Origin of the sequence: Ruegeria sediminis (genome assembly GCF_005938215.1) — a bacterium.
GTDB lineage: Bacteria > Pseudomonadota > Alphaproteobacteria > Rhodobacterales > Rhodobacteraceae > Ruegeria > Ruegeria sediminis.
The window spans coordinates 1-18,329 of sequence record NZ_VCPD01000008.1 but is presented as its reverse complement, the minus strand read 5'-3'; the positions used below and the strand labels follow the sequence as shown (position 1 = coordinate 18,329).

Genomic DNA, 18,329 nt, shown 5'->3' with positions numbered 1-18,329 from the left:
TCGGATCGTTTGTTGAATGCAGGCGTTCTGGCGGGCAGGGGGCAAGCCTGCCGTGCCTCATGTCAATATGGCGCTTCGGTCTTGCCCAGCGCCACATAGACCGATTTCATCTGCGAATAGTGCTCGATGGCTGCCCACCCGTTTTCGCGGCCGACGCCGGACTTCTTGACGCCGCCAAAGGGCATCTCGACTGGGGTGAGGTTGTAGGTGTTGATCCAGGTGGTTCCCGCCTGCAACTTGCCGATCACCCGGTGTGCGCGGCCAAGGTCGGCGGTGAAGACGGCCGCCGCCAATCCGAATTCGGTGTCGTTCGCGCGTTCGATCACCTCATCCTCGTCATCGAAATCAAGTACGGTCATGACCGGGCCAAAAATCTCTTCGCGGGCGATCGTCATGCCGTCGGTGACATCTGCAAAGACCGTGGGCTCCATGAACCAGCCTTCGCGCCCTGTGCGATTACCGCCAGTGATGAGCCGTGCGCCTTCGTCTTGACCGGTTTTCACGTAGGACAGCACCTTTTCCAGTTGCGTCTCCGACACCAGCGGGCCGAAATTGACGGTCTCGTCCATCGGGTCCCCCATGACGACGCCGGCCAGACGTTCGGTCAGGCGGGTCAGGAATTTCTCCTTGATCGATCTTTGCACAAAGACCCGCGTACCGTTCGAGCAGATCTGTCCGGACGAGTAGAAATTCCCAAGGATTGCGCCGGAAATGGCATTCTCCACATCCGCGTCGTCGAAGACGATCAGAGGCGACTTGCCGCCCAGTTCCATCGTGACATGTTTCAGGCCGTCTGCGGCGGCGGCATAAACCTTGCGGCCGGTCGGAACCGACCCGGTGAGCGATATCTTGGCGATGCGCTCATCGCCAGCCAGCGCCGCGCCGACGGATCCCGTGCCCTGCACCACGTTGAAAAGCCCCGCGGGCGCGCCTGCTTCCATCAGGATTTCCGCCAGCTTCAAGGCGGACAGCGGCGTGGTTTCCGAGGGCTTGAAGATCATTGCATTGCCGCAGGCTAGGGCCGGAGCCGCCTTCCAGCTGGCGATCTGGATCGGGTAGTTCCACGCGCCGATACCCGCGCAGACACCCAAAGGCTCGCGCACGGTATAAGCGAAATCACCGCCCAGCGGGATGTGTTCGCCAGTCAATGCTGCCGCGATTCCGCCGAAATACTCCAGCGCATCGGCGCCGCTGGCCGCGTCCGCAACCAAGGTCTCTTGCAGGGGCTTTCCGGTGTCCAATGTCTCCAGTTCCGACAATTCGCGGTTGCGGGCACGCATGATCTCGGCGGCGCGGCGCAGAACGCGGCCCCGCTCGGTGCCGCTGCGGGCCGCCCAGTCCCTTTGAGCGCGCATTCCTGAGGCAACCGCCTGTTCAAGGATGGCGGGCGTTGCCTCGTGCAGGCGAGCGATTTCCTGTCCGGTGGCAGGATAAAGCACCGGAATAGGGGAGCCCGCTGCGTCTTCGATGTAGAAACCGTCGACGAAGTGGCTGGCATTGGGCTGTGCGCGGAGAGTCATGAAATCCTCTTGATCCAGTCTCTTGTTCCAGTGTTCATGCAGGGCTCGCACTGCGGTCCTGGCGACTGTCGCGTCAAAGCTGACGCCATGGCCGCGCCCGCTTATCGTGATTGGGCACCGCGCCAATGGGCGGATCAACGACCGTGTGATTTCCAGCGTGCCTGCGCGCCTGCATCAATTCCGAAATCACATAAATTGTATATTGATTGGTCAGTCAATCAAAATTAGTTGCGAAGCGTTGGCAAATATGCTTTGTCATGGGCATCAAACAAAAAACAGGGAGCGTTTTCATGGTTTTCAGGACGTCGATTTCGGCGCTCGCGCTGGCGGTTGCGGCAAGCACTGCAAGTGCGGATTGCGACACGGTCAGCTTCTCGGATGTGGGCTGGACCGACATTACTGCGACCACGGCCGCCACCACCACGGTTCTGGAGGCGTTGGGGTACGAGACCGAGATCAAGGTGCTTTCGGTCCCGGTGACCTACACTTCGCTTGCCAAGGGCGATATCGACGTGTTCCTGGGCAACTGGATGCCCACGATGGAAGCCGACATCGCGTCCTACCGCGAAGCCGGAACGGTCGATACCGTGCGCGCCAACCTGGAAGGCGCCAAATACACGCTTGCGACCAACAAGGCGGGGGCCGATCTGGGCATAACCTCGTTCGATACCATCGCCGGCAATGCCGACGCCTTGGAAGGCGTAATCTACGGCATCGAGCCGGGCAATGACGGCAACCGGCTCATCATCGACATGATCGAACAGGACGCTTTCGGGCTGAAAGGATTCGAGGTCAAGGAAAGCTCGGAGCAGGGGATGTTGGCCCAGGTGGCCCGCGCCGACCGCCGCGCGGAACCGATCGTGTTCCTGGGGTGGGAGCCGCATCCTATGAACGCCAATTTCGAGATGACCTACCTTGAGGGCGGCGACGACTGGTTCGGCCCCAATCTTGGCGGCGCGACCGTCTATACCAACACGTCGGCGGGATATGTCGAAGCCTGCCCTAACGTCGGCAAGCTGTTGCAGAACCTGGAATTTACGCTCGCCATGGAAAACGAGATCATGGGCGCAATCCTGGATGACGGGCAGGACCCGGCCGAGGCAGCAAAGGCATGGTTGGCCGCCAATCCGGCCGTGCTGGAACCCTGGCTTGACGGCGTGACCACGAAGGATGGCGGCGACGCCATGGCTGCGGTCAAATCAACGCTCGGACTCTGAGCTTGAGTGGCTTCATCCCTCTCCCTCCGGGGAGAGGGGCAGGATGAGGTGCGCAAGCCCTCGTCCCTCTCAATTTGTGCCCAAGGTCTGAGACATGAACTGGATCACCGACCACAAGTTCCCGATCGGCGATGGTGCCGAAACCTTCTTTCTCTGGCTTCAGGACAATTTCGCCTGGTTCTTCGACGGGCTTGCGATGTTCATGGAAGCCCTGATCGATGCGATCCTGTGGCTGCTGCAAACACCGCATCCGCTGGTCATCATCGCGGTTTTCGTCGCCATCACCTGGATACTGCAGCGCAGTTGGAAGACGTGCCTGTTCGTGCTGCTCGGGTTTCTCTTCATTCTCAATCAAGGCTATTGGGAGGAAACCACTGAATCGCTGACGCTGGTTTTGTCGGCCTGCGTGTTCTGCATGGCGATCGGCGTTCCGGTCGGTATTGCCGCCGCGCACCGGCCCGGTTTCTATCGCGGGCTGCGTCCGATCCTGGACCTGATGCAGACGCTGCCGACCTTCGTCTACCTGATCCCCGCCATCGTGTTTTTCGGCATCGGCATGGTGCCGGGGTTGATCGCCACGGTGATCTTCGTGGTGCCGGCGCCGATCCGGCTGACGCATTTGGGCGTATCCTCGACCCCGCAGCCACTTCTGGAAGCGGCGCAGGCCTTCGGCGCAACCGACCGCCAGACATTGTACAAGGTGGAACTGCCCTATGCGCTGCCGCAGATCATGGCCGGGCTCAACCAGACCATCATGCTGTCGCTGTCCATGGTCGTCATCGCGGCGCTGGTCGGCGCGGATGGACTGGGCGTACCAGTGCTGAGGGCCATCAACACCGTGAATATCGCCCTGGGCTTCGAGAGCGGCTTCATCATCGTGGTCGTGGCGATCATGCTGGACCGCATGTTGCGGATGGAAAACTGAATCATGACCAAATCGGTGATTTTCGACAATGTTTCCATCGTGTTCGGCGACAAACCCGCGACCGCGCTGCCGATGATGGACGACGGGCGCGAGCGAGGTGAAATCCAGGCATCCACGGGCCAGGTGCTGGGCGTTCACAACTGCACGCTCGAGGTAGAGGAAGGCGAGATCCTCGTGCTCATGGGCTTGTCCGGCTCGGGCAAGTCAACGTTGCTGCGGGCGGTCAACGGATTGAACCCGGTGATCCGCGGGCAGGTGCGGGTCAATGACGGTAATGGCATGGTGAACGTGACCGGCGCAGACGCCGCCACCTTGCGCCGCATCCGTCAGAACCAGATCGCAATGGTGTTCCAGCAATTCGGGCTGCTGCCTTGGCGCACGGTGCGCGAAAACGTGGGATTGGGGCTGGAGTTGTCCGGCGTTTCCAAAGCCGATCGCAACGCGCAGGTGGACCGGCAGTTGGCGTTGGTCGGGCTATCCGACTGGGCAGAGCGCAAGGTCGGCCAGCTATCGGGCGGTATGCAGCAGCGCGTGGGACTTGCCCGCGCTTTCGCCACCGAAGCCCCGATCCTTCTGATGGACGAGCCGTTCTCGGCGCTCGACCCGCTGATCCGCACCCGGTTGCAGGACGAGTTGCTTGACCTTCAGAAAGAACTGAAACGCACGATCATCTTCGTCAGCCACGATCTGGACGAAGCTTTCAAGATTGGCAATCGGATCGCGATCATGGAGGGCGGGCGGATCGTGCAGTGCGGCACCCCACAGCAGATCTTCTCGGATCCGGCCAACGAATACGTAGCGGACTTCGTGGCGCATATGAACCCTTTGGGCGTGCTCTGCGCGCGCGACGTGATGGAGCCGCTGAGTTCAAGCCCGAACCGCACCGTTTCGCCGGACGCGCGGATTCAGGACGTGATGAATCAGGTGATCGAAACGGGTCAACCGGTGGGCGTGGTGGAAAACGGAGAGTTGCTGGGACAGATCACCAAGGACGGCGTACTGGCGAAATTGCTGGATCCCCGGAGTTAAACATCCGGAGTTCTCACGCCGCCGCTGCAGCAAGTGCTTTTTGTCGTAATACTTTCAACTTCGTGTGCAGGCCCCACGCGGAGCAACGGGACTGCGATCCAGCCGATACCTCGCCCAGTTCGATTTGCTCGAAAAGTAGGTTCAACCGGAAGATCTTGAGCTTCCGGCCAACCGCTCCCGCAGTCGTTCGATGACCACGTAGAGGACCGGAACCAGGACGAGACTCAGGACGGTGGCGACGATCATGCCGCCAAAGACAGCGGTTCCGAGAGAGCGCCGGGCGGCCGAGCCGGCACCGCTGGCAAGTACCAGGGGTACCACGCCAAGGATGAAGGCAAAGGCGGTCATCAGCAGCGGTCTTATTCGGATGCGGGCCGCTTCCATCGCCGATTCCTCGATCGCAAGGCCCTCTTCGCGTCGGCGTCGGGCAAATTCGACGATCAGGATGGCGCCCTTGCTTGCCAGACCGATCAGCATGACCAGACCGATCTGGCAATAGATGTTGTTGTCGTAACCGCGAAGCCACTGCGCCACCAGCGCCCCGAATATCGCAAGAGGAACGGCCAGCAACACCATGAGGGGCATGACGAAACTCTCATATTGCGCAGCCAGGAACAGAAAGGCGAACACGACCGCCAGCGCGAAGAGGATCGGAGCGACGTTTCCGGCCTTGATTTCCTGATAGGCATTTCCGGTCCATTCAAAGGTATAGCCCCTCGGCAGTTCCTGGTTCGCCAGGCTGTTCATGGCTGCGATGGCCTGACTGGAACTGTACCCTTCGCCAGCGGCGCCGTTGATGCTGGTCGAGCGGAACAGGTTGTAATGGTTGATCGTACGCGCCCCGATCTGTGGCTGCACTTTCACCAGGGCGCTCAGAGGCACCATGCCACCATCGTCGTTGCGCACATAGAGCCTGCCGATATCCTCCTCGGCCTGCCGGGCGTCGACGTCCGCCTGCAAATAGACCTTGTAGACTCTTCCGTAGACGTTGAAATCATTGACATAGATGCCGCCGAGGAATGTCTGAAGCGCGTCGAACACATTCCCGACCGACACCCCCTCGGTCAGCGCCTTGGTCCGGTCGAGTTCGATATGTAGCTGTGGCGTACTTGCCGAAAACGGACTGAACAGGCCGGCAAGCTCCGGCCGCGCGTTCCCGGCCGCCACCATGTCCTGCGTCACCTGCTCAAGATCCTTAAGCGAGCCGCCGGTGGTGTCCTGCAACTCGAATTGGAATCCGCCCGTCGGTGACAGGCCGAAAATGGGCGGAGGGTTGAAAGTGGTCAAAACCCCGCCCGGTATTTCGTCAAACTGCGCCTGCGCCTCGGCCATGAGCGCGGTTACGCTTTCATTGTGCCCCTTGCGTTCTCCCCAAGGCTCCAGAACGGCGAACAGGTTGCCAAGGTTGGAAGCCGAGGTGTTGGTCAGGAAGCTGAAACCAGTGAACGTGACGACACCTTTGACACCCGGAAGGTCATGCAAAATCTCGTATGCTTCATCGACGACCTTTTGCGTCTGTCCCAGTGCCGTGCCCTCGGGCGTTTCAAGGCTGATGATGAAATAGCCCTGATCCTCGTTCGGGATGAATCCCGTCGGCACGAGAGTGAACATGTAGACCGTACCGGCCAGCAGGGCGGCGAACCCCAAAGCCACCGGTTGCCATACCCGGATGAACCAACCGACCACGGCCTCGTAGCGCCTGGTAAACCAGACGAAACCGGCGTCGAACCGTTGGATGATCTTCGCTTTCGGGCGAGCGCCGCCCAACAGCAGCCCGCACAAGGCGGGACTGAGCGTCAGGGCGTTTACCGCCGAGATGGCGACGGCCGAAGCGATCGTCAGGGCAAACTGCTGGTACAATTTGCCGGTCAGACCCGGCATCAGCGCAACCGGTATGAATACCGCCAACAGCACCAGCGATGTGGCGACGATCGGCCCTGTCACTTCGTCCATGGCGCGACGGGCCGCTTCCTTGGCGTCCGTTTCGCCGTTCTCGATGTGGCGGGATACGTTCTCGACCACGACGATAGCGTCATCGACCACAAGCCCGACCGCCAGCACGAGGCCGAACAGCGTCAGAAGATTGATGGAAAAGCCGAGCGCCAGCATCAAGGCGAATGTTCCGATCAGGCAGACAGGGATCGTGATCACGGGGATGATCGCCGCCCGGAGGTTGGGCAGAAACACGACGATGACGAAAACGACAAGCAGGATCGCCTGAACGAGCGTGAAGAGCACGTCGCGGATCGCTTCGCGGTCGAATTCCGTCGTGTCGTAGAGGACCGTGTATTCGAGGCCCTCGGGAAAGTCCTGCGAAAGTTCCGCCATGGTTTCGCGAACCTGCGAGGCCAGTCGCAAGGCATTGGCGCCAGGTAGCTGCATGATGCCCAGGCCCACCGTCGGGTTGCCGTCGAGGGTCGAAACGAAGGAATAGTCCTCGGCGCCCAGTTCCACCCGCGCCACGTCCTTCAGGCGAATTACCGCGCTGTCTTCGCCGGTGCCGAGTATGATGTTCTCGAATTCTTCCTTGTTCCTGAGCCTGCCCTTCGTAGTCAAAGTCAGTTCGAATTTCTGGTTGTCGGCCGACGGCGGCGCGCCGATGGACCCGGCGGCGACCTGCTGGTTCTGCTCGGTGACCGCGTCATAGACGTCAGACGCCGTCAGACCGAGGCTGGCCAGTTTTTCGGGGTCCAGCCAGACGCGCATGGCATAGACTCGCTCGCCCCACACCATCACCGTACCGACGCCCGGAATACGCTTGAGCCGGTCGGTTATGTGAATGTCGGCATAGTTCGAGATGAACAGCTCGTCGAACTGGCCGCCCGGCGAGATCAGGTTGACGCCCAACGTCAGATCGACTGATTCCTTCGTCACCGTGACGCCAGCTGCGATCACTTCGTCCGGCAGTTGGGCCATTGCTGTCGATACCCGGTTCTGAGTATCGACCGCCGCAATGCTGAGGTCGTACCCTTCCTCGAAAGTCACGGTAATGTTCGATGTGCCGTCGTTGGAACTGGTCGATGACATGTAGACCATGCCCTGCACGCCATTGATCTGTTCCTCTAGGGGGATGGTCACCGCCTCTTCGACCACTTCGGCGCTGCCTCCGGTGTAGGTGGCGTTGACAACAACCGTCGGAGGCACGACTTCAGGAAACTCGCCGACAGGCAGAAGCGGAATGGAAATCAGCCCGGCAACCACGATGACTATGGCGATGACCGAAGCGAAGACTGGCCGGGAGATGAAGAACCGGCTCAGCATTCAGCCGTCGGCCTTGCTGTCGCCGGAACCGGCGGACGGTTCTTCAACCCGCACGGTCATGCCGGACCGGACGCGCTGCTGTCCCTGCACGATCACCGGTTCGCCTTCCTTGAGCCCGGACGTGACGATGCGGTGGCCCTCGTAGATGCGGCCGGCCGTCACCCGACGCATTTCGGCCTTGTCGTCCTTGCCAACGACAAAGACGAAGAAACCGGCCTGGTCCTGCCCTACGGCTTCTGCGGGTATGGTTACCTGATCCTGCTGTTCTGTCAGCTGGATTTGCACTCGGGCATACTGGCCGGGGCGCAGCGTCCGTTCAGGGTTGGGGAACACTGTCCGTACGGCGATCGTGCCCGTGGTCGGATCTATGCCGGGATTGGAAAAGTCGAGAGAACCCGCATGCGGATGGGTGCTGCCATCGATCAATGTTATCGTCACTTTCAGGTCAGGATTGATCGCCCGGTATCTTTCCAGTTCCAGAAATTGCTGCTCGCTGGGTCCGACGTAGACATAAAGCGGATCCATCTGGACCAATTCTGCAAGCACCGTGTCGTTGGCCGAGACCACGTTGCCGACATCCTGGTAAACCCGGCCTATACGCCCATCTATCGGCGCTGACACGGTCGTGTAGTCGAGGCTGATCTGCGCCGAGTCGACCGCGCCCTGGGTGCTGTCGAAATTGCCCTTCGCTTCGGTCGCGTTGGTCGTCTTTTGGTCCAATTGCTCCGGTGCAACCGCGCCTTTATTCGCCAGGGCGGAAAAACGATCCAACTCCCTGTTTGCGAATTCCAGGGTGGCCTTGTTTCTGTCTCGATCGCCTTTGAGCCGCGCCAGCTCGGCCTTGTAGGGGCGCTGGTCGATGACGAACAGGGTATCGCCTTTGCGAATATCGGTGCCTTCCGTAAACGGACGGGATTCGACGTGACCATCGACGCGTGAGCGGATGGACACCGTGTTGGGTGCCTCCGTGCGCCCGGTCAATTCCAGGAACAGCGGTACGGTTTCCGACTTGGACTGGGCAACCACGACTTTGGGAGCCTTGGTCGCTGGCGCCTCCGATTTTTCCTCGAGACAACCGGAGACAAGCATAGTCAGGCCAAACGGCAAAACACGGAGAAATCTCCGGCTCTCTGCCATTATCAGCCGCCTGAAACTCACGCGCTTCTCCCAAATGCCATACGATCAATCGCTTACCAGTGTATTTTGAGCGTCGCGTTTCCGGCAACTGATTATTGTAAAGCCTTGGTTTCAGCCCCCGTGACGCCAGCCAGTTGACGACCCGGATGCAGAAAACGTGCGCAGAAATAGCCTCGTCGCATAACTCAGAAACTAATAACGGGCGGTCGGGGCTTACCTTGTCATGTCTTTGGATGCCGGATTGATCCAGCGTTTGGTCATTTCCTCGAGTATACCGTTCTCTCGCTGCAAACTTAGCCAGTAGTTCAAATAGTCGGCCACGTCGCGCGATCCGGGCGGCATCAGGTATCCGAACAGGAAGTGACTGGCCAAATCCCTTGGCACTACCGCCGAGTAACCATCCTGCGAGATCGCCCAGGCGCGGGCCTGTTCCAGTGTCCAGAGGGCGGCATCGACATCCGTTTCATCTGCCAGACCTTCATAGTCCGGAACGATCTTGAGCTTGGCGCTGGGGAATATCCTCTTTGCCAGGGGAACCAGAACCGGGTCTTCGAACACGGCGATAGTCAGCTCCTTTGCTTCGTTGATCAAATCACGCGATTCAAACCGGTTGAGTTTGTCTGTTTTCACGATCAGAGCCAGGGGGCTGACATAGTAGGGGTCGCTGACGGTCAGGTTTTCCAGCCGCCTGCCGGTTATGTAGAGACCGCCGACGGCGATATCGAACACGGCGTTTTTCAGATCGTCGCCCAGCGCCTGCCATTCGAAAGGAATGAGCTTCAGGTCGACATTCATGTCATTCGCGAACCGATGCATCAACTCGACGTCGAAGCCAACATACTGCCCCTGGTCATTCTGGTAGGTGAACGGCATGACATGCGGGTTGAAGCCCACTTTGAGAATGCCTTCGGCCTGAATCCGGTCCAAGGCAAACTCCGATTCCGAATTTCCGGTCGTGTCTTGCGTGCCGGATGTATCAGTTACCGCCTTTGCAACCGACACTCCGTCTCCATTGGATTTCAGATCGTCAGGAAGTTCCATTGCGCGGTAGCTTGTATCCGAATGCAGTGGAATATGCGCGCCGCCCCACCGACCTGCGGACCAGATCGCAACTACTGCTACCGAAGAAATGGCCAAGGTGATTGCCAGTCGTGTGGGCCGGAGCCGAAGTTTCCCGTAAAAATTGAATGTCACCAGAAAGGTTATGAAGGCAAATCCGGATACGGACGCCAGCACCTGCACGTACCGGGTGACCGTCATCGTCTCGATGTACAGATCCGTGGTCGCAACAGGCATGTTGAGCCAATCCGCCAGAAAGCTGACCGCTCCGATCGATGAGCTTGGCGAACCAATGCCGGAAATGAGCGTCACAAAGGGCAGTTCGACCAGTTGTATGTTCGCAATCTGAACAAAAAAGTAGAATGACGCGTACAGGATAAAAACCATGATGAAGAAGTTGCCGACCTGAGCCAAAGGGTAGCTGACCGACAGGGCGGTCTGGATCAGTTCTTTCTGCCGTTGTTCGTCCGCAGGGCCGCAAGCCTTTTTTGCAATGTCTTGGGCGGCCTGCTGAACGAGGGGAAGTGCGGCGACGGACAGCGATGTCACGATGGCGATCAGAAACGCATCTTTCAGGGCCGAAAGTATTTGCCAGTAGCTTAGTGGCAGAAAGCAGGACAGGAGCATCGGCAACAGCCACAAACCCAAAAGCAACCCCGAAAGAAATACCACGAAGACATACATCGACATGGCCGCGAAGCCGACCGTGTTCATGCTGCCGACAGAGCCGGCCATGAGAGCGCAAACCCCCAAGGGCGCCAGATAGACGACCCAACCCCAGATCCGAATGCAGGCGGAGCGAATAACCGCAAGCCCATCCAGGAAGTCGCCGCGGCTTTCGACCTTTTGTATGGCGATGCCAAAAATGATGCCGATCAAAACGATCGAAGGTATGTAGTTGTTGTTGAGCGCCTCGAACAGATTGTTCGGAACGATCAGGTCGATCAAAGACGACTTAGGGAAAGCCCCTCCAATGTCGCTGTCGGAAAAATTCACAACCGCGGGTTCGTGAATGCGAGGCGCTGACAAAGCCACTGCGTAAAGAACCGCGAAAGCGGTCGCCCAGAGCGACAGATAGATTCCCCAGCTTTTCCGGAAAAGTTTCACCGCCGTATCTTGCGGCAAGCTGCCAAGCCCCTGGATCAAGGATGCCATCAGGTACGGCAGCACGATGACTTCCATGAGGCGAATGTAGATCTCTCCGGCCGGCGCAATCACGGAAGTCAGAAACGGGCTGTACCAGCCAATCAGGATGCCGATGGTCGCGCCGATCAATACGAGGAGAGGCAGATACCGCACGGAAAACTCGCCCAACTTCACTGAAAAATCAGTATTTTCATAGCATAAGTTCGCCTTGAGATACAGAAAGACGAAGGATGCGATTAGCGGTCTCGCCGCATGAGTTGGCCAGCCGGGCGACGCCGCATCAGCGGACCATTGCGAGTGTTGCGGCTGCACGGCGTCTGGGCGACATAGGGGGTTCTTGACGTGTAGCTGAGCAAAGCACCACGCTCACTGCATGGCGCGCGCGAAAATGGCCGAAAAGCGAAGCTTTCGGGTCGGCTCAAGCCAGCCTACCAATTCTCATCCTAATCCGCGATGTATCACAGTCAGGCGTCTACCAGAATCACAAATAGGGCGGTGTGCAGGCCGATACCACGATCGCGACGCGATCGGAGGTGTTGCGGAAACGGTGCGGTTCCAGCGAGTTGAAAAGATAGGCGTCGCCGGCCTTCAGGATGCGGACTTTGTCTCCGACCGTTACTTCCAACTCGCCCGAGACGACGACGCCGCCCTCGCTTGCGGGGTGGGACAACATGTCGGGCCCGGTATCCGCTCCCGGCTCGTAAGTCTCGTGCAGGATCTGAAGCCCCAGGTCACGGGCATTGCCGACCTGTTTGAGCGTCAGGCGGCCGATCGTGTCAGCGCGGTCGGAATAAATCCTCGACGTCAGGTCTTTCAACTGGTCCGGCGTGAAGAAAACCTCGCTACCGTGATTCGATTCTGGCTCAAAGAACTCGGACATCGTAACGCCAAGGCCGCCCAAAATTTTGCGCAAAGTCGCAACGGATGGGCTGCTTTTGTTAGTTTCGACCATCGAGATCTGACCATGTGGGACATCCGCTGCTTCTGCCAGCTGGCGTTGGGAAAATCCTTGAAATACGCGTAGTTCTCGCAATCTTGCCCCGACATCGAACTCGCTCATCCGTAAACCTTTCACATTCCAAGCCTGGTAGAATTTAGACCGATGAGCCTCGAAATAAAAGTTTTGATATGCTCAAAATAATGAGCTAATACAGCTCAGAATTTCACGCCAATCAGGAGGCGCGCCAATGTCACGTACCGAAGAACTCAAGCAGCGACGGGCATCCGCTGTGGCGACAGGCGTCGCGACACGCGGTATTTACGCGGCGCGGGCCGAAAACGCCGAATTGTGGGATGTCGATGGCAAGCGGTACATCGATTTTGCCGCCGGGATTGCCGTCAACAACACCGGTCACCGGCACCCGAAACTCCTCGCGGCGGTGGCGGCGCAGGCCGAAGCCTTCACCCATACCTGTTTCCACGTTGCGCCTTTCGAGGGCTATCTGGATCTGGCAGAAAGGCTGAACGCGGCGACTCCGGGCGATTTCGTCAAGAAGACGATGCTGGTCACGACAGGCGCCGAGGCCGTCGAGAACGCCGTCAAGATGGCGAGGGCTTTTACCGGGCGTTCCGGGGTCATCGCGTTTTCAGGTGCTTTCCACGGGCGTACGCTGATGGGCATGGCGTTGTGTGGCAAGGTCGCGCCTTACAAGAAGTCCTTCGGCGCCATGCCGCCCGAGATCTACCATGCGGTTTTCCCGAATGCCTATCACGGCGTGACGACCGAGACGAGTTTGGCGCATCTTGAGCAGCTTTTCAGATCGAGCATCGATCCCGAACGCGTCGCTGCGATCATCATCGAACCCGTTCAGGGCGAGGGTGGATTCAATATCGCTCCACCGAATTTCCTGCAAGCGCTTCGCAAGATTGCTGACGAGCACGGAATCGTTCTGATCGCGGACGAAGTGCAGGCGGGCATGGCCCGGACGGGCAAGCTGTTCGCCATGGAGCATGCCGGTGTCGCCGCGGATCTGGTCACTATGGCGAAAGGGCTGGCGGGCGGCTTCCCGCTGTCCGCAGTGACCGGTCGCGCCGAGATCGTGGATGCCGCTCCGCTGGGCGGAATCGGCGGAACCTATGCGGGCAACCCGTTGGCGGTTGCGGCGGCCAATGCCGTGCTCGACGTGATCGAGGAAGAAAAGCTTTGCTTCCGTGCCGAAGAAATCGGCCAGCTGATCAAGGGGCGTCTGTTCGCGATTGCGGAACGTCAGGGGATGGAAGCCCTCGGTGATGTCCGGGGACTTGGGGCGATGATCGCGTTCGAGCTGGTGACCGATCGCGCATCTCGAAACCCGGACCCGGCTCTCACGCAGGCAATCGTGGCAGAAGCAGAGGCGCGCGGCCTGATCATCCTGCCGTGTGGCACGCGAGCCAATGTCGTCCGCCTGTTGCCGCCGCTGACCACGCCAATGGAGCAGGTCGACGAGGCACTGGGCATTCTGGAGGCGTCGCTCGAAGCCGCAATAACCAAGATGGCGCAGGCCGCCTGACGTAACCGCGCGTGGGGTGAGTGACCTCGCGTGGCACAGGGGGAAGGTCCGACTTCCGCCTTCCCCCGACCATCGGAGTGTTCGTGATGAAAAAGAACCTCATCGCCGGGGAATGGCTCGGCGCGGCCGAGGCGGCCGAAAACCGAAGTCCGTCAGATACCTCGGACCTCATCGGCCTCTACGCCCGCGGCTCGGTCGAGGACGTGGACCTGGCTGCCGAGGCGGCTCGCGCGGCTCAACCCGGATGGGCAGCGACCAGCCCGCAACAGCGGGCCGATTTGCTGGAGGCAGTGGCTCAGGCGCTGCTGGCACGGGCGGATGAAATCGGGACACTATTGGCGCGCGAAGAGGGCAAGACCTTGGCCGAGGCCAAGGGCGAAACGATCCGCGCGGCGCAGGTGTTCCGGTTTTTTGCTGGAGAGGCGGTCAGGATCAGCGGCGAAGCGGTGTCCTCGGTCCGTCCCGGCGTGTCGGTCGAGGTCACGCGCGAACCGGTCGGTGTGGTCGGGTTGATTACGCCGTGGAATTTTCCAATCGCCATCCCGGCGTGGAAGCTTGCCCCGGCGTTGGCTTATGGGAACACGGTGGTCATGAAACCGGCAGAACTGACGCCGGCTTCGGCCCATGTCCTGGCGGAAATCCTGTATGACTTGGGTCTGCCCAAGGGCGTGTTCAATCTGGTGATGGGCCGCGGATCGGTGGTCGGAGACGCCATGGTGAAACACCCCCAAATCGACGCGATCTCCTTTACCGGTTCGGTTCCGGTCGGGCGCGCGCTGGCAGTCGAAGCGGCCAGGGGGATGAAGAAGATACAGCTCGAAATGGGCGGCAAGAACCCGATAGTCGTTCTGGACGACGCCGATCTGGACGTCGCGGTCGACGCCTGTTTGAACGGTGCTTTCTTTTCCACTGGCCAGCGTTGCACGGCCTCGTCGCGGTTGATCGTACAGGCCGGTATTCATGGTGTTTTCGTCGAAAGGCTGGCGGCCGGCGCACAGGCGCTGCGGGTAGGTGACCCGCTGGATCCAGTCACGCAGATCGGTCCGGTCGTGTCTGAGAGCCAGTTGAACAGCAATCTTGCCTATGTGGAAATGGCATGCTCCGAAGGGGCCGAAGTCGTCGGTGGCGAGCGCCTGAAAGGGGCCACCGAGGGGTATTTCCAACGCCCCGCCTTGTTCCTGGGCGCCAACAACGACATGCGTTCCAGTCGCGAAGAGATCTTTGGCCCCTGCGCCAGCGTCATCAAGGTCGGCGATTTCGAAGAGGCTTTGACGGTCGCCAACGATACCGAGTTTGGCCTCAGTTCCGGCATCTGCACCAACAACCTCAAGCACGCGCGGGAATTCCGCCGACGGTCGGCCTCGGGAATGGTCATGGTCAACCTGCCCACGGCCGGGGTGGATTATCACGTGCCGTTCGGTGGCCGGAAAGGATCTTCCTATGGCCAGCGGGAACAAGGGCGTTATGCCGCCGAGTTCTATACCACCGTCAAGACAGCCTATGAGTTCGCGGGGTGATCCGATGAGCCTGAATGCCATTCTTTCCATCAATCCCGGAACCACGACGACACGCTGCGCGCTTTATGGGCTGAACGGCAGGGTCGTCGAAGTGATCACCGAACGAACGCTCGACCATGACGAGGGTGTGATGGCGGGGTTTCCGACCATTGCGTCGCAGTTGGATTTCCGGGCCGCTCATATCGCGGCGTTCCTGTCCGAATATCTGGACGACCGCCGGCTTGTGGCCTGTGCCGGAAGGGGCGGTATGCTGACGCCGGTTCCTGCGGGTGTCATTGAAGTCAACAAGGCGTTGGTCGATTTCGCCCTGCATACGCCTGTTTACCACCATGCCAGCAACCTCGGCGCGCCTCTGGCACATGCACTTGCCAGCCGTCATGGCGTGCCGGCCTTCGTGGTGGACCCCGTCAGCGTCGATGAACTGGCCCCGGTCGCCCGCGTTTCGGGCTTTGACGAGATCCCGCGGTTTTCATTCGTGCATGCGCTCAACATCCGCGCATGTGGCCGCCGACTTGCCAAAGAGCTGAACAAGCCCTTTGACGAGCTTCGTGCGGTCGTCGCACATCTCGGGGCTGGTTTCTCCATTGCGGCCTTGCTGAACGGTCGCCTTGTCGACAGTTCCAACCGGATGGAAATCTCGCCCTTCACCCCGGAACGTGCTGGCGGTTTGCCGCCGCTGCCGCTGATCGAACTCTGCTTTTCGGGCAAGTACACGCGCGAGGAGTTGCTGAACAAGCTTTACGGGCGCGGGGGCGTTTTCGGGATGCTGGGCACCAAGGACATCCGCCGCGTCGAGACCATGATCGAGGCAGGCGACGAAGAGGCGAGGCTCGTTTTCGAGGCGATGCTCTATCAGACGGCCAAGGCCGTCGGCGCGATGGCGTCGGTCGCCTCTTTCGATCTGGACGGGATCATCCTGACCGGAGGGCTGGCCAATAGTCCCCGCGTCACCGGGTATCTGACCGACAAACTGACCCGACTTGCCCCGTTGCATGTCTACCCGGGCAGCGATGAGTGTCGCGCCTTGGCAGAAGGCGCCGCGCGCGTTCTGTCCGGGCAGGAGACGCCGCTGACTTGGCCGATCATATCAGAAAGGCAGGTGGCATGATGGTTCACCGCAGTTTCGAAGATCTGCGCGCGGCCGCGCTGCAACGTCAGCCGATACGGCTGGTGGTCGCGGGAGGAGAGGCGCCCGAGATCGCAATGGCGGTCATGTCGTTGATCCACGACGGTCTGGTCTCAAATGCCGTGGTGACCGGCGATCCTTCGCTCTTGGCGCCGATGTTCCCCAATCCGCGCCCTGCCGGTGTCGAATTTCGCAACGCTGTAGGTCCGGATGACTGCGCGCGCGAAGCCGTGGCGGCGATACGCGAGGGGTTGGGTGACGTGCTGATGAAGGGGCACATTGACAGCACCTCTTACTTGCGTGCGGTGGTAGACCGAGAGGCAGGCCTTAGAGCCGGTGGGGTTTTGTCCAACGTGACTGTCGCCGAGATGCCCTCTGTCAAACGCCTGATCGCGGCTACCGACAATGGCATAGTGCCTGCGCCAACGCTCGATCAAAAACGTCAGATCATCATCAATACCGAGGCACTGTTCCGCGGCCTGGGCGTTTCGCCGGTGCGTGTAGCGGCGGTCTGCGCGACCGAAAAGGTCTCTGACGCAATTCCGGCCACACGTGATGCCGAAACGCTGACAAAGGAAGGCAGCGAGGGGATTCTGAATGGATTCCTTATCGGTGGCCCAATGGGCTATGACGTGGCCATCTCGACCGAAGCCGCCCGCATCAAGGGGCTGCAGGCATTGCCAGCGGCCGGATCGGCGGACCTGTTGTTGTTCCCGAACATCGACGCCGCGAACGCGGTCGCGAAAGCCTGGAAATATCACGGCGACGCAAAGACCGGCTCTATCGTGCTTGGCGGCAAGGTCCCCGTGTTGCTGAACTCGCGGTCGGATTCCGCCGAGCGGCGGATCAACGCGCTTTTGCTGGCGGCTGCGGTAATGGAAGGGGGGCGAGGATGAGCATTCAGACCGTCGGAGTGATCGGGGCAGGGCAGATGGGCAACGGCATCGCCCATGTCTTTGCCGCTGCCGAGTACGACGTGATCCTGAGCGACATATCGGAAGATGCACTCGCCAAGGCACGGGCGCGGATCGAGCAGAATACGGCGCGCCAGGTCGCGAAAGACCAACTGACCGAGGGTGAGCGAACCGAGGCCCTGCGGCGTCTCCGGTCGACCACGAATTTGCGCGAACTCGGGGCTTGCGACCTGATCATCGAGTCCGCGACCGAACGCGAAGCCATCAAGACGCAGATATTTTCCGAACTTCTCCCGTCGCTAGGGCCTGATACGATCCTGACGTCGAACACCTCGTCGATTTCGATCACCCGGTTGGCTGCTACGACGGACCGGCCGGACCGCTTCATGGGGTTTCATTTCATGAACCCGGTGCCGGTGATGAAACTGGTCGAACTGATCCGCGGCATCGCCACCTCGAACGAGACCTATGACGCTCTCAGTGCGATCGTCGGCCGGCTTGGCAAAACTGCGGCAAGTTCCGAGGACTACCCAGCCTTCATCGTGAACCGGGTGTTGATCCCGATGATCAACGAGGCGGTCTATGCGCTGTACGAAGGGGTCGGAAACGTCGCCAGTATCGACGCGTCGATGAAGCTGGGCGCAAACCATCCGATGGGTCCGCTTGAGCTGGGCGATTTCATAGGTCTCGATACGTGCCTGGCGATCATGAACGTCCTGCATGACGGACTTGCCGACACGAAGTATCGCCCGTGTCCGCTTCTGGTCAAATATGTCGAAGCAGGCTGGACAGGCCGCAAGGCGGGGCGGGGTTTCTATGACTACCGGGGCGGAACCCCGGTTCCCACGCGGTGAAGGAGTAAGCCCATGAAGGTACTTGTGCCTGTCAAGCGCGTGATTGACTACAACGTGAAGGTTCGCGTGAAGGCGGACGGGAGCGGAGTTGATCTCGCCAATGTCAAGATGTCGATGAACCCGTTCGACGAGATT

Annotated in this window: 13 protein-coding genes and 1 pseudogene; 9 read left to right on the top strand and 5 right to left on the bottom strand. The window is 60.0% G+C overall.

Annotated features, from left to right (window positions below):
• Nucleotides 1–62: 62 nt before the first annotated feature.
• Nucleotides 63–1,520, bottom strand: a complete 1,458-nt coding sequence (betB, locus tag FGK63_RS18110) for a betaine-aldehyde dehydrogenase (protein WP_138844924.1) — start codon at nt 1,518–1,520, stop codon at nt 63–65.
• A 290-nt stretch (nt 1,521–1,810) separates the two neighbouring features.
• Here betB and choX point away from each other — a divergent pair, with 290 nt between their 5' ends.
• From choX to choV, 3 genes are all read left to right on the top strand, one after another.
• A complete protein-coding gene (gene choX / locus FGK63_RS18105) occupies nt 1,811–2,737 on the top strand; it encodes a choline ABC transporter substrate-binding protein (RefSeq protein WP_138844922.1) in 927 nt (308 codons plus the stop codon).
• 94 nt (nt 2,738–2,831) lie between these two features.
• Nucleotides 2,832–3,662: a choline ABC transporter permease subunit gene (choW, locus tag FGK63_RS18100; RefSeq protein WP_138844920.1), complete on the top strand. Its 831-nt coding sequence runs from the start codon at nt 2,832–2,834 to the stop codon at nt 3,660–3,662.
• 3 nt (nt 3,663–3,665) lie between these two features.
• The gene (gene choV / locus FGK63_RS18095) at nt 3,666–4,691 is read left to right on the top strand and encodes a choline ABC transporter ATP-binding protein (RefSeq protein ID WP_138844918.1); all 1,026 of its coding nucleotides are present in this window, start codon (nt 3,666–3,668) and stop codon (nt 4,689–4,691) included.
• Nucleotides 4,692–4,832: 141 nt separating this feature from the next.
• On the opposite strand, the gene FGK63_RS18090 is transcribed toward choV, so the two are convergent.
• From FGK63_RS18090 to FGK63_RS18075, 4 genes are all read right to left on the bottom strand, one after another.
• The gene (locus FGK63_RS18090) at nt 4,833–7,952 is read right to left on the bottom strand and encodes an efflux RND transporter permease subunit (RefSeq protein WP_138844916.1); all 3,120 of its coding nucleotides are present in this window, start codon (nt 7,950–7,952) and stop codon (nt 4,833–4,835) included.
• A complete protein-coding gene (locus FGK63_RS18085) occupies nt 7,953–9,089 on the bottom strand; it encodes an efflux RND transporter periplasmic adaptor subunit (protein ID WP_138844914.1) in 1,137 nt (378 codons plus the stop codon).
• A gap of 213 nt (nt 9,090–9,302) precedes the next feature.
• Nucleotides 9,303–11,606: a cation:dicarboxylate symporter family transporter gene (locus tag FGK63_RS18080; RefSeq protein ID WP_138844912.1), complete on the bottom strand. Its 2,304-nt coding sequence runs from the start codon at nt 11,604–11,606 to the stop codon at nt 9,303–9,305.
• Nucleotides 11,607–11,775: 169 nt separating this feature from the next.
• Entirely contained in the window at nt 11,776–12,354 is a 579-nt protein-coding gene (locus FGK63_RS18075) for a cupin domain-containing protein (RefSeq protein ID WP_138844909.1), read from the bottom strand.
• Between the two features lie 127 nt (nt 12,355–12,481).
• Here FGK63_RS18075 and gabT point away from each other — a divergent pair, with 127 nt between their 5' ends.
• From gabT to FGK63_RS18045, 6 genes and pseudogenes are all read left to right on the top strand, one after another.
• Complete coding sequence (gabT, locus tag FGK63_RS18070; RefSeq protein WP_138844907.1) at nt 12,482–13,783, top strand: 4-aminobutyrate--2-oxoglutarate transaminase; 1,302 nt, start codon at nt 12,482–12,484, stop codon at nt 13,781–13,783.
• A gap of 86 nt (nt 13,784–13,869) precedes the next feature.
• The gene (locus FGK63_RS18065) at nt 13,870–15,300 is read left to right on the top strand and encodes an aldehyde dehydrogenase family protein (RefSeq protein WP_138844906.1); all 1,431 of its coding nucleotides are present in this window, start codon (nt 13,870–13,872) and stop codon (nt 15,298–15,300) included.
• Between the two features lie 4 nt (nt 15,301–15,304).
• The gene (buk, locus tag FGK63_RS18060) at nt 15,305–16,408 is read left to right on the top strand and encodes a butyrate kinase (protein WP_138844904.1); all 1,104 of its coding nucleotides are present in this window, start codon (nt 15,305–15,307) and stop codon (nt 16,406–16,408) included.
• The gene (locus FGK63_RS18055) at nt 16,375–17,322 is read left to right on the top strand and encodes a phosphate acyltransferase (RefSeq protein WP_138844901.1); all 948 of its coding nucleotides are present in this window, start codon (nt 16,375–16,377) and stop codon (nt 17,320–17,322) included. Before buk ends, FGK63_RS18055 begins: the two co-directional genes overlap by 34 nt.
• Nucleotides 17,319–18,194: a 3-hydroxybutyryl-CoA dehydrogenase gene (locus tag FGK63_RS18050; RefSeq protein ID WP_138844899.1), complete on the top strand. Its 876-nt coding sequence runs from the start codon at nt 17,319–17,321 to the stop codon at nt 18,192–18,194. The genes FGK63_RS18055 and FGK63_RS18050 overlap by 4 nt, the downstream gene beginning before the upstream one ends.
• Before the next feature lie 12 nt (nt 18,195–18,206).
• Nucleotides 18,207–18,329: pseudogene (locus FGK63_RS18045) on the top strand (electron transfer flavoprotein subunit beta/FixA family protein); the annotation flags it as partial.